General features: G+C 54.5%; 7 protein-coding genes and 1 pseudogene. 2 read left to right on the top strand and 6 right to left on the bottom strand.

Annotated elements, in window-relative coordinates; genetic code table 11:
- Nucleotides 1–286: 286 nt before the first annotated feature.
- The 4 genes from FKW31_RS16105 to FKW31_RS14025 form a co-directional block, all read right to left on the bottom strand.
- Nucleotides 287–556 (bottom strand): hypothetical protein, encoded by a 270-nt coding sequence (locus FKW31_RS16105; RefSeq protein WP_166443415.1) that lies wholly within the window; start codon nucleotides 554–556, stop codon nucleotides 287–289.
- Between the two features lie 198 nt (nucleotides 557–754).
- Nucleotides 755–1126: a cupin domain-containing protein gene (locus tag FKW31_RS14035; protein WP_063354125.1), complete on the bottom strand. Its 372-nt coding sequence runs from the start codon at nucleotides 1124–1126 to the stop codon at nucleotides 755–757.
- Complete coding sequence (locus FKW31_RS14030; protein ID WP_238332860.1) at nucleotides 1123–2322, bottom strand: MFS transporter; 1200 nt, start codon at nucleotides 2320–2322, stop codon at nucleotides 1123–1125. The genes FKW31_RS14035 and FKW31_RS14030 overlap by 4 nt, the downstream gene beginning before the upstream one ends.
- An 85-nt stretch (nucleotides 2323–2407) precedes the next feature.
- Nucleotides 2408–4471, bottom strand: a complete 2064-nt coding sequence (locus FKW31_RS14025) for a TonB-dependent receptor (protein ID WP_150178857.1) — start codon at nucleotides 4469–4471, stop codon at nucleotides 2408–2410.
- A gap of 147 nt (nucleotides 4472–4618) precedes the next feature.
- Between FKW31_RS14025 and FKW31_RS14020 the strand changes: the two genes are divergently transcribed.
- On the top strand, nucleotides 4619–5503 hold the full coding sequence (locus FKW31_RS14020; protein WP_150178856.1) for a helix-turn-helix transcriptional regulator: 885 nt from the start codon (nucleotides 4619–4621) through the stop codon (nucleotides 5501–5503).
- Between the two features lie 316 nt (nucleotides 5504–5819).
- Here the strand turns inward: FKW31_RS14020 and FKW31_RS14015 are convergent, their stop codons facing one another.
- Both FKW31_RS14015 and FKW31_RS14010 read right to left on the bottom strand, forming a co-directional pair.
- Entirely contained in the window at nucleotides 5820–7838 is a 2019-nt protein-coding gene (locus tag FKW31_RS14015) for a transglycosylase domain-containing protein (RefSeq protein WP_150178855.1), read from the bottom strand.
- Complete coding sequence (locus FKW31_RS14010) at nucleotides 7835–12895, bottom strand: alpha-2-macroglobulin (RefSeq protein ID WP_150178854.1); 5061 nt, start codon at nucleotides 12893–12895, stop codon at nucleotides 7835–7837. Before FKW31_RS14010 ends, FKW31_RS14015 begins: the two co-directional genes overlap by 4 nt.
- Before the next feature lie 306 nt (nucleotides 12896–13201).
- Here FKW31_RS14010 and FKW31_RS14005 point away from each other — a divergent pair.
- A pseudogene (locus FKW31_RS14005) lies at nucleotides 13202–13414 on the top strand (hypothetical protein); the annotation flags it as partial.

Raw genomic sequence — 13414 nt, 5'->3', positions numbered from 1 at the left:
TGTTTTGCCCTTGGATGAACTGACACAGAGCGGAATGGGTATTCTTTCTCTGAATATCCGAGCTGCTGGCCCCTATCTGGAACAGAACACAAAAGCTGTTTTGGAAAACAGACGTTCTGCCTAATCCGAATACTTCCCTCCATTTTTTGATGGAGGGAGTTTTTTACAAATATCCGATGTGTTTTCACATCGGATATTTGTATTCATAGCTTCATGAACGAAGTTTCATCAAACCATTCTACTTCAATCCCAGTTTTACACGAGCCTGATAGTATCTTGTTTGATTTCAATCAGGGTACCCGTATTGTTCTGCCTGCACGTACAGAAGGAAAATGGTGACTTGCGCCAGGGCCAACATGGCACCGAAAAGCATCTGACCATTATCTTTGAAGGCGATAAAGTCTGGCACCACTCCATGAATAGTTCTGCGGTGAAGGCTAAAAGCGGCCTGTTCTAAGCAGCCCATTTTTTCTTTAGTGACCCTGTATGCAGCTCTAAGCATGCAGGTGGATACGCTTCGTGCTGCATCAATTAACTCTTGACGAAGCCACACCAAAGTGAACCGCTGCCGCACAACGGGTTATGGCAGAGGCAACAGCCGCAATCGTTCGGCGACGAAGGCCAGCAGACAAGGTTCGGGTCATACGGGCCAGCTTCCATGCCAGTACAAAGCATGAATCAGATTTCGACCAATATGGGAATCTTAAAATGAGCCCGTTAGATCGGATTGTGCTCTAATTTCTTCCCGTTCGATTTATATAGATGCAGCCTGATGACGATTACCATCATGATTGGTGATAAACATCAGAGTCACTGAGGCAGGCGCATCCTGTCGATGCCAAGTCTTTCCCGGAACAACCAGAACGTCTCCCTTTTTTGCAGTAGAACTGATCTCGCCCTGTTCTGTTCGAAGTGTTAGCGTTGTCTCTCCTTCGACCACGAGAAGAAATTCATCATTTGGATGTTCCTCCCATGGCGTAGAGCCTTTGAAGCGCAGAAGTCCGACGTCATGTGCTCCAAACGGGAAAAGCATTTTGAGCCCGTTTGTGGGCACTGTTTCCGTTTCCCTGCCAATATCAATAGTCGATAGGTCCGCAGCTTCTTTGGAAAGATTAAAGATTGTCATGAGCGTCTCAATTGTCTGAAGGATTGTTTGGAAGGCTCAGTATCATCATACAGGCCTGCAAGTTTTCTGGCTGCCGTTACCACAAGCAGCAGCGTGAACGCGCCAGCGATCCAGGTTGTCAGAAACGTCCTATTGTATCCGATGACGGATGCCAGAGGCGCGATCGACATACCTGCGAGGACATTCGCTAGGCTTTCTCCACATTGAAGAAAGCTGTAATCCATCCCCGGCCTTTCTTCTGAAGACCAGTTCATTAGCATCGCCCAGACGGAAACGTAAAACCCTCCATCAAGGAAGTTTTCTATGCCAAGGCCCGCGTAGAGTAGCATTGGCGTTGCCATCCCCCTTGTTTGTAGACACACCAACGTTCCAAGGAGCAGGGTGGACGGCCAGATGAGCAATGTAACTGCACGGTAGCAGCCCAAAAACCTGACTGCCGGGAAACCGATAAATGCGCCACCGAGTGCACCACAGATGATGTTGGACATCTGAAGTGTTCCGGCAAAACCCAGACTGAAAGATTGATCCATCACCCAAGGCTGGAGCAACATTGCGAGCGCTGAACTCGCAAATTTGAAGCTAATCGCTATCAGGAGCGCCCAACGAAACCCCGGTTGCCGGAAAAGATCTATAAGGCGGGAAGGCTTCTGAAATTCCCTGTCAGGCTCAATGCTTTCTCTTAAGGGCAAAAGTGCCAGCCACAGGATAAAGAGTTCACACGCCATACCCCACATTGCACCGAACCAGCCAAGCCGCTCGTAGATGAAGAGTGATCCTGCACCACCAACCACCATGCCCAGAAGAAATGAAATAACCTGTAAGGCATTGGCCAGTCCTGCATTCCGTCCCTTCATATGCGAGACGGCGCACGCATTCGTAAAAATGTCCTGCGTGGCAAAAATTGTGTTCAGAAGCAGAATGCCTGACAGAGCTAATAGGAAATGATGGTTAGGTGAGGTAAATCCCAAAAGCAGGCAGATACCAACGGCAGACATATGCGTCCATAAGGCGAGGGCTCCATAGCCCCATCGTTTGCCGGCATTGTCAGCGATGCCTGACCAGAAGCATTTCAGCGCCCATGGTAGAAATACCAGTCCTGTCAGGCCGATTTCCTGCAATGACGTTCCGCTATGACGCAAAATGGTCGAAAATGCATTGAAGGCTAGTCCCGCAGGGATACCCTGCGAGCCATACATGAGCCCGATTGCCAGAAGCCGTTTAAGGAGTGTTGTTCTGGTCTCAACGTGATCATTCCGATAGGAATGGGATGCAGCCTCCATGTCAGAAATTGACTCCGACACGAAAGCCCAACTGACGTGGATTGGCCGCCACAACATCTCCGCCCGACAGACCGCGTGTAAAATAACTCGAATTGGTCAGGTTGTGTCCGTAAAGTGCGACAGTCCAGTGTTTCCAGCGCTTCTCAATCTGCGCATCCACAAGGACGTAGGGTGCATTCCGAATACTACTGCTGGGATAGAGAGTTGTTCGTCCGCGCCGGACAACGCTGGCGTTAACAGCCCATCCCGGAACAGGATGCCATTCGGCCGAAAAACCGAAATTGCTTCGCGGAGTGCCAGCCATCTGCTTGCCGCTGTAATCTGCCCCCCCAAAAACGAAGCGATCATATGCGGCGTATGTCAGCCCCAGGAACGCGTTAAGCTGAAGTGTATCGAGTGGCTTCCAATGTGCGGTGGCTTCCATCCCCCGAGAGTGGGCGGTGCCGGCCGTCCCGATAAGAGATTCTCCCGCGCCATTCGTTGCAGAGACTTGAAGATTTGAAAGGAAATTGGCAAATCCGGTTGCTTCTACGGACCATCGACCTGTGATATCTCCGAGACGATAGCCTACTTCCAGATTATTGCCATAACTGGAAGCGTAAGGCACCGAAACCGTACTGCTATAGGAACCGTATGGGCTGTAATTGGGTGGCAGAAAGGAGCGGGAGTAACTTAGCCAGCCGAACTGGCTTAATTTACCAGAAGGCTGTGGATTGTACTCGAGTTTCAGCCCAGGAAGGGGAGCAGTTTTAGAGAGTGTTTGGCGTGGAAGGCTTTCCTCCATGCTATAAGCATAAGGCGTGTCTCCGCTCATGGTGCTTGTCCAGTTGCTGAGCGAGCTATCAACATGTTCGATGCGCAGCGATGGCACGAGGCGCCAGCTTTCCGAGAAATGCCACCCTAGCTCCCCCATAAAGGCAACATTGGCTGTTCCTAATGTCGCAGTTGTGCGGCTGGCATAGTAGGGTGACATATCAAAATCGTAGGGAGCCCAACGTTTGACCTGCTGCCCGTAAATCCCTCCTTTCCAGTCCAGTGTTCCTGAACTCCCGGACAGCATGACAGAACCGCCGATCTGGCGTGTTGGGAGCGTGAAGCCAGAATTGGCGGAAAAGACGGAGTAGGGGTTGCTATAACGCCAGTCGGTAGAGGCTCCTCCGAACGTAACGTCCAGAATCATATGCTGACTGAAGCGCCGGTGATATTGAGCTGAACCAATGAGGTATTCTGTATCATTTACGCCTTCCGACGTATTGTAAGAGACATGGTTCCGGGCATGTTGTGGCGTTTCGAAGAAGTCATTACCGCCGTGGTTCAGCATATGATGCAGGCTGAAGCGCCATTCTCCTCCGGCACTGTCCTTGTGTAGCAGTTTGATGCGGCCGAACCATCCATGCCAGCCCCCCGTATCGCTGCGGTTCAGGGCACGATTGTGGATGTAGCCGTCAGCGGTTTCTCCACCGACGGACAGACGGAGACTGGTGGAGGCATTAATCGGCAGATCGCCCGAAAATGTTGCTCTTTTTCGGTTTCCCGTTCCGTATTCGAAGTCCATCGACCCACTCAGACGGTTTCCAGGGTCTCTCGACTGCGCAGAAACCATGCCTCCAAATGCGTTGATCCCTTGCGTTAACTGCGGACCGCGCATGACATCCACATTACTGAAATCAAACATCTGCCCCATGGCAAAGCTGGGAACAGGTATGCCGTCGATCAGGACGGGCGTGTAAAGAACCGGTCCTTCATCTTCCGTGCCACCAAGCCCTCGTACCATCAGAACAGGATTGTTGGGTGTTGTATTGGTGAATGACAGGTTTGGGACACGTTCGGCGATGTCGCCCAAAGTCTGCATTCTGTATGCCTGCATGTCCTGTGCAGACACATGCGTTGTGCTCGTTGGGTTCACGAAAGCAGCGCGTTTGCCCCTGACCGTAATGGCTTCTTTCGAAGAGATGCAGGACGTTCCCGCACTATCTCCCGGTTTATGAATGCATTTTACAGATGGTGTTGCAGCAGCCCATCCGCAGACGGGTAAAGCCGTCAGAGCCGTACAGACAAACGCCATTGAGCTGACGCTCCGCAGACGGGCGCCAGTCCTGAGCCATGGAAGAGAGAGGTTTTCTTTCATAAGTCGTGATGATAATAATTCTTATTATCTCCGCTACCCGGATCAGTCTCTTTACCCCGATCGGACAGGAAAATCCGTGCTGTGATGGCAAAAGTCAGTTCAACTCAGGTTCATCAATCCCACCCGAACCGCATTGCTGGTACATCCTTGCTGTATCCGCATTCACGTGGCTTTCCCGGAGGTCTGCTCACAAGCGGATTTGTGGCCGCTCAAGCGAGTGAGTTGAGCGGATATTTTGATGAGCCAGGCCTGACCACCCGTTGCACAGTTATCCTGTCTGGATCATGCAGCATGAAAGCTGGCGGTCAGATTCACCATTTTGAGACATGTGATCTTATTCTGGCGCGTACATCTCGTGAAACTTTTACATTTGAAAACAGTGCGGAATTTTCCGCCCTAGAAATCCACGTGCCGCCACTACTCCTCGGCGAAATGAACATTGACTCTCTTCCCGGTATTCAGGTTCGATCGCTGAAGCTTCAGGATCCAGCCATAAAAACGGCAAGACGGCTTCTTGGTTATTTACGAATGGCCAATCCCTCTGGTTTGCAGGTTGCGAGACCAAATGAGCTGATAGGCTATGGGCTGGCGATGACCACGTTGGGCTATGCCTTTGCATCGTGTGAAACAAAGCGCTTGCAGTTAAATGGGAAAAAAGCAGTATGTCTCGAAACTGCCCGGCAGACTTTGCTTAAACATTTCGACCGCGCCCCAACAATTTTACAACTGGCGACTCTGTGTGATCTCAGTCCCACACGATTTAAGGAACTGTTTCGTCAGCAGTTCGGTTGCGCACCCTACACACTGTATCAAGCCCATCGTATGGAACGCGCCCGTTCTTTATTGCGAGAGAAAAACGTGACGGAAACGGCTATGGAACTTGGGTATAGTAACGTGAGCCATTTCAGTGCTGCTTTTCAGCGGCAATTTGGATATACTCCAAGCAAGTGGCAGCGTCTCATACTGTGAAAATATCCACGTTTGATGATCCTGAATTTCGTATATTCTGTTGGTCTGTATAGTCTGTTTTCGGGAAGCTAAGAAACGTTCTTTTATGTTTCTGATGAAGGCGTAAGTAGTCTGTCTAGTTGCTATGCGCTAAGCGAGCCGTTCGAGTTTCCCGAAAGCAGATGCCCGGCAATAGTTCTTGTTATCTGCGTCCGCAAACCCGACCGTTCTGAAACCTGCGACATTGTAGTGAGAGATGTTAGTACACATCAGGCTGATTGGTAGGAAAATGGAAAACTTGTTATAAAATATATTGATAGCACAAGAGGGTTTCATTTTACCGTATACGAATATCAATAGTCGCATGGGCGTTTTGTGTATCCGCAAGCGTGATGTGGGCAAAGCCAGGAGCATCGGGCGTCCATGATGGTTGCGCACCGGGCGGCACATCCAGCGGAATACCATTGATGTACCAATGATAAGGCGGGTGGCCGCCTGAGCCTTCCAGTCCGATGGGAAGCATCGTGCCCTGGGAAGAGCGGCTTTCAATTTCGGAATGATTGCGCGGAAAGATGATCTGCGGTGCCTGCCGTTGTTGCAGAGTGCGCAGAGCAGGTGACAGAATTGCAACAGCACGATGAGGTTGGGCACTGGCTGGCGGGGCTGATGCATGTGGGGGCGAAGAAAGCAGAGAGAGAAGAACTGCCAGCACTGGCCCTGCCGTATCCCGTCCTGTTAGCTCAGGAGAGGCAGTACCGTCCGGGCGTCCAGCCCAGACACCAACTGTTGCCTGAGGCGTGGAGGCCATCGCCCATCCGTCACGATTGCCATAGGATGTGCCTGTCTTGAAGGCAACACTCTCCCATGATGCTACGCCAGATGGTGGAGCTGTGCCCCGCAGGATTGTACGAATGTCGGCATTTGCTCTGCTGGACAGCAGGACTGTCTCGGGTGCAGGGGGCGCTGATTTTAGACCTGTCGGTTCACGATGCAGGGGGGCGACACGACCATCATGATCGAGTGCCGCGTACAGCATTGTCAGGTCATGGAGTGAGATGCCTGCTCCCCCAAGAACGATTGCGAGGCTCGGTGCGCTTTGTGTGCCATCCGGGTTTTTGGGCAGTCGCAACCGCACACCGCAGGTGGAGAGGCGGTTCATGAACCGGGAGGGGCCAACACGCTCCAGTGCCTGAATGGCAGGCACATTGAGTGAAAGTTGAAGGGCTTCACTCACAGTCGTTTCACCGCGGAAAGTATGGTCAAAATCTTTGGGGGCATAGCCGCCAATGGCAAGTCGGCTATCGCGCACACGTGTGTGGGGTGTCATCCAGCCTGTTTCGAATGCCATGCCATAGACAAACGGCTTGAGTGTGGAGCCGGGGGAACGGGGCGCCAAAACAGCATCTATCGCATTGCCCGGAGCCTTATGCTCGGCCCCTCCGACCCATGCAACGATCTGCCGTTCATGATCGACAATCAGTGCTGCAAATGTTCCACGCAGCGGGGGTGGGTGGCTGGCAAGCGCCTGTCGTACGTTGCGCTGAAGCCTTGCATCAAGCGTTGTCACCACCACGCCGTTGCGCCCTGCGCTGAGAAAATGACCGGTGAGTTCAGGAGCATCATGCGGTACGCCGCGTATGTCTGGTGTTGGCCATACAACAGGCCGTAATGAAGTGGCGTGTTGCAGTGTGTGGCGCGCAGCGTTTAGCAAGGCGTCAGGATGGCGGTCTGGGCGGAGTGCGGCGGGCCGCCGTGGTAAAGCCACAAGAAACGCGGCTTCGGTGGGTGTCAGATGGCTGGGCTCATGCCCGAAATAGAGCAGGGATGCCGCACGAATGCCTTCGACATTTGTGCCTTCAGGAGCCAGTGTGAGGTAAAGGTTCAAGACACCCTGGCGCCCGAAACGCCATTCAAGCTGGAGGGCACGCAGGATATCGCGCAGCTTGCCACCCCATGTATGGCGGTGCGGGGTAAGGAGGCGGCTTGTCTGCATGGCCAGCGTGGAACCACCCGAGACAATATGACCACGCAGGGCCAGTTGCCAGATGGCGCGCGCAAGGGCCTGCGGATCAACCCCCGGATGGCTTTCAAAACGGTGGTCTTCCGTCATCATCAGGAGTGTGATGTAGGTCGGGTCAACATCCTGGCTTTCAACCGGTAAACGCCAGAAGCCATCGCGGCTTGTATGGCCGTCAAGCAGCGTATGGTCGCGAGCTTGAACAAGAAGGGCGGCTTGCTCGGCCCGATGCAGGTCTGGCGGATTAAAATAGTCGGCCACCAGCAGACCAGCCGGAATGAGGCTGGTGAGCAGCAGGCCGAGTGTACAGTTTCTGATGCGGCAGAAGGAAGCCTTCAATGTGCGGTGATCTCGACAGTCCCTGATGCCGTGCGCGCCATCAGGCTTGGAAGACGTCGTGCGCTGACCATCGCCTCTGGCAGAGTGAAGCGGCCCGGCGTAATGGCGCGGACGATGTAGGCGACATGGAAACTCCGTGTCGCAAGATCTGGAGACTGCGTTGTGAAGTGCACCGCGGCACTGAAGCGATCATCCAGCGCGGCAGCATGTTCGGTGTTGCTGAGTGTGCCCAGAAAAGCGTAAGGGGGCTGCGCGCGGTCGTTTTCTGCGTTGTCCCAGTCATGCTCGTCAGATGCGGCATCCTCAGGAGAGACGATGCTCTCGATTTCCCATCCGGCAGGAAGCAGGCTGGTGATGCCCACCAGATACTGACCGGGGTGGAGAGCCGTGCCTTTAAGACTGACGATAAACCGGTCATTCTGTTGCATGTGTGTCAGGTCAAATGGCTCGCCAGTCAGGGTAAAGCCCTGCATGGCCAGTGTCAGTCCGTTGGTGAGAGGTTTGATATTCCCGGCTGGCTCGCCTTGCACAGTCAGGGTGCTGAACAGCATCTTTCTGCCGGTGTTTTCAACCTGAAGACCCTTTTCGAGTGCAGCGGAATCAAACGGATAGGTAAGCGGCAGGCGAAGCGGTGTGGCGTTGGACTGCCCCTGCACACGCACACTTCGCCCGTCAGTATCCTTGTTCAGAGCGCTGGCAGCTTCGAGCAACGCTGTTCTGGTTGCGGTTGTCAGCATATCAGGCGACAGAGTCAGCTTGCCAAACCGCTCAATGAGCAGGTGGGTGCGCCGATCGTCATGCGCTTCGGCTGTCAGGGCAGCCAGCCCGGCTAGATCGCGCACGTAGGTCCAGTATTTGTAATCCCATAAATCTGGCTTTCCGGTACGGGGCGGCCCGAGTGCCGAGATGGCTGCGTCCAGCAATGCTTCTGGTGATGTTACGCTGTTGTCTTCCGGTGCATCGTCCATTGCGAGTGCGACAGCGAGATGCCCAAGGGCCAGAGGATAGGCCTGTGTATTGGAATCTGCTGTGTCAGCCCAGACATAGTTGACGCGAGTACCATCCTGCCGCGCGACAAGCGAGGCCGCGAGAGTGTGAATTGCATCAGGGTGGAGACGACCGGCACGGGCCAGCACGTACGCCGCGTAGGCGCGTGTATTCAGCAGTTCTGCCTGTCTTTCACTGTCATGATCTTCATCATAGACGCTCTGAGACTGGAGTTGCTCGCTTTCAATATGGTCGAGTAGCAGGTCGAGCCGATCCTCCGGCACGGTGTAGCCAGCGGCTTTTGCCCGGATCAGGAAATCGGCAAGATAGTCCAGATCGTCGGGAAGACTGAGGCCATCGGAACGATCCCACTGGCCAATCTCACCTGATGGGTTCTGGCGATCAAAAAGCGTATTGATGGCTGACTGGATGGACTTATCCGTAGTGTCTCTGTGGTCGTGAATCTCGGAGGGGGCTGCGCTGGCTTGTTGCAGCAGCGCACGGGCCTGAGCCGCCAGTGTATCAGAATCCCCCCAGACGCTGGATTGCAGGGATTCTTGCAACCCGACTGTATCAAGGCCGTCCGATGCAGAAATGTTGAGGGTTATCCGCGCATCTGCCGGGTTGAATCCCGCAAGTTCCGTGCGGTTCCATATCTTATGGCTACCGGGTGGGAGCGGTGCAGTCCGGCTGACGGTAAGCGGAACATGCGCCAGCCTTATGCCGATGGGCCAGCTTCGCGTCAGCAGCACTTTTGATGAGCCGGATCTGCGCAATGTGAGATGGATATGCGCAATGGCAGTGCGGCCCGCCAGGGTTGGAGTAGCGGCCAGCGCAACACGCAGGTCAGCGCGCCCACCGGGTTTGACAGGAGCGCTGAGTGTGCCGGAGCCGAGAACATGGAGTGGCCCATCCGTGGTGATTTGGACTTCGTAAGGTGCTGATGGCGCATCAACGTTGATAATGGAGACTTGTGCCTGTGCCGTATCCCCCGGGGCGAGGAACCGTGGTAACCCCAGATCGGGGAAAACCGGGTCTCGTGCTGTGATGTCTGCCTGCGCGTTGCCAACAGCGTCTTTGCTCCAGGCTGAGGCCATCAGGTGAAGCTGGCCGTCAAAATCCGGCACATCGAACGAGAGAGTGCCGTGCCCGGTGCTGTCGAGTGCGACAGGGCCATCGAACAGCGCGACACTTTCCGTTGTCCGCACGGGCGGCCCGTCCGCGCTGCTGCTGTTTGACGCCGCATCACCCCCAGACCGGATCCGGCCATTTTTTGCATCACTCAGCAAAAGAGACCCGTAGTTGTCCAGCATGTCCAGTCCAAGACGGGGGCGACCGTACAGGGCATCAAACAGGTTGATCGGCGTGAAATGCGTGAGGTTGAGAATACCCTGATCGACCGCAGATACCGCAACCTGCACATGCCCCACCGGAAGACCCTGACTGGCCTGAACAGTCACGGGAATGGTAATGCGATGGCGCGGCGTGACGGTGCTAGGCGTATCAAGTGCTACGCTCAGCCGATGTGCGTCCTGATTGACACCAATCCATGTAACACCAACTGCCCGCACAGGGTCATGTGGGCGCAGGCCGGAGGGGCTGTTGAGGGGGCGATAGAGTGTGACCAGTGCATAGGCGCCGGAATGCCAGTCCGGTGCGGCGGTTACGGGCACGTCCAGCCCTTCTTTCGGAACGTCCACAAAACGTGTGTTCAGCACACGGTCTGTTGCAAGCGTTATCTGGGCCTGCCCGGCAAAACCGCCACCAATGTGGATGACCGTGCTGCCGCCTGGCGCGATATGGGTATCGCGTACGCTAAGTGGCAGATGGTCCGGTGTGCTGGCATTACCGCTTCCACCCCAGCCAACCTGAAAGTGGAGTGAACTGCCGGTTACACCGTCACTTTCGCTTGGAACGGCACTCAGGCGATATTCGCCCCAGTCCAGCGTTGGGGTGATACGCGCTGTACCTTTGGCATTTGTTGCAAGATCGCCCGAGCGCATGGGCACGTCCACAGTGTGGCTGCTGAAAGTCCAGCCATTGTCGGGCGTGTAGGCCCAGTTATAGATCCGGTTAACACGTGACAGGGTCCAGTGAATTTTGCCGATGGCAACCGGACTGTTGTCAGGCGCAAAACTTGCAAGATCAATGGGGATAACAGCACTGCCCATGCTGGTGGAGGCATCTGCCGCGACATGGAGGCCGATCAGGGGTGCGGTTCGGCGGACGGGAATTGTAAAGTGCTCACCCACGCGCCGCCCCATGGGGTCAAGAAAACCGGCACGTATATCAAGGGCGAGCGGCCGGGTAAGGCCCTGTGGAATATCTGGCGTGAAGGTTAGCTGCGTATGGCCTTCATGATCGGTTGGAGGCGCGGTGATGTCACCGCTGGCTGATGGTGTTTCCTCGTTCTCAAACCCGAAAGCCCAGCCTGTGTGGTCAGGGATCGGATCGGTTATGGGAACAAGTTTGTAGGAACTGTCACTTTTAAGACCTTCACCGGGCGCGCCATACAGAAAACGTGCCGAGGCATCAATCACAACGTCCTGTCCGGCAATTACGGAGGCTGGTGGCGTGAAACTGGCTTCGATACTGGGTGGTACAAAATCCTGAACGCTAAAATGGGCTGAACCGATGGCGGGCAGCGAAGGGTCAAGCAGAATATCGGCCCGCCATAGGCCCGTAGGCGCGCTGGCGCTCAGGGGCAGGGTGGTGGCGTAGCCGCCCTCGGCTGCACCTGTAAGCGGAATGCGCCGTTCTTCCATCATATCGGGACGGTGTAGAACAAGAACCGGGTGCGCATCTGGAATAGCCTGTCCTGCCCGGTCGCGCAGAAGAGTGAGCAGATGCACGCTCTCACCGGGGCGATAGATGCCGCGGTCAGGCTGCACGAGTGCGCGACTGCTCCCCTGAAAGGGGCTGATGGCACCTTCAAGATGTTGTTCTGAAAAATCGAACCATTGTCGATCAAGATGCAGAAAGCCGAAATCCTCCCCCTTGCTGGCCAGCAGAACCGAAGAGCGGTCTGCCATGGTGCCACGGAGCAGGGGGGCATCAAAATGCCCAAGGCCACTCGCGTCCGTTGTGATTGTTGCCAGAGTGCCGCCATCACGGGCGCGCAGTGTCAGCGTGACATCAGGAGTAGGCTGTCCGCTCATCAGGGAACGGGCACTGACTGTCAGCCCGTCTTCACCCCGCAGCATGGTTAAGCCAAGATCGCTCAGATTAACCCAGTGGGCAGAAATAGACTTGCTTTGCAGAAGATCGGTGTTGATGTTTCCGCCTTTAAGCGCAGTTTCCACGGGGCTTTTTTCCGGCGGCGTTGCGGCGTCTTCAACTGTCACCAGATAAAGCCCGTTCTGTCCTGCGCCAATTGTCTCTGCCAGCGGGAAGCCAGTTGTCACAGATCGGTCTGGAGCATGATCGATAGCCATGGTGCCATGCCAGATTTCACGCATGGTCGTGTCCAGCAGGTTCTGGAACGTATAAGGGTCAAAACTGGTCTGGCTCAGATCAGGAAGTGTGCTGTCAATATGACCTGTGCCGGGAAATTGTTGATATGCAGCGACCCGAAAGACGTGAAGACGAACCGTGGAGACGTTAACAGTTTCGATAGCGAGGGCAGGCGTATGCCCGGTCGTGCGTCCGGGCAGGATAAAGCCGTCTCCTGTCAGCCCAACGTGCGCATCACGACGCCCAAAGCGGGCGCTGAGCGTGAGGGGGGCGGCGAGATGCTGGCCATCGGCAGAAGTAAAATCCGGGTCAACCTTCATTGTGTAACCCTGCCCGAAGGCAAGATTGCCGAGGCAGAATGTGTCATTCTCAACACGCGGTGTAAAAGCGCTTTCTGGTGAGAGATGGATCGAATGGGCCAGTGTTGATGTTTCTCGTGCGTTCAGGTTCTGATTGAAATGCAGGCAGATTTCTGGGTGTTCGCCAGTTGCATCGAGAGAGGTGCGCTGGAACGCGAAAGGTGAGGACTCAGCGGAGGCGGCCCGGCTGCATGGCGCAAGGTACAGGGCCGGAAGGGCAACAAGGCTCAGGGAAGAAAGGAGAAGGCGTAGAGACAATATATTGAACCCTGAACAGTTTATGCTGGATTACGCGATGTAATCAGCTCCAGAATTGGCGGGAACCGGATTTTACAAATTACGCGGCCATGAGGATTTGGTCTATAGCAGCATAAAAATGCTGTTCGGCCTTAGATGGCATATGCGACAGCCTTAAACAATCTCAACTACCATGAGGCTCCGCCACATAATCGCAAGGCAGGGGGAGATGTGCTGTGAAAGCACGTCGATCCAACCAGCAGCACAAGACTGCGCAGCGTATTTAAGTTACACTTATTAAAAAAGAACATAATGAAATGAGCTACTATGTCCAAACTGTTAAACTATACTAAATATGATATTCTCGACCTGTTTCCGCGTCTCACTAATCTGGGTGCCAGCTCGTTTGGCGAGGATCCTGAGTTCTTTGGCGATACGCTGTTCGAGGTCATTGAAGATGCGCCGCGGGGTCATTTCCTGTCGTTCAAGCAGCAGGCAGTCAACGAATTAAGGACGTTACTGGCGTATAGCGATGTAGAT

It is taken from the genome of Acetobacter sp. DmW_136 (genome assembly GCF_008690365.1).
Classification (GTDB): Bacteria; Pseudomonadota; Alphaproteobacteria; order Acetobacterales; family Acetobacteraceae; genus Acetobacter; species Acetobacter oryzifermentans.
This window is presented reverse-complemented; position numbering and strand designations above follow the sequence as displayed.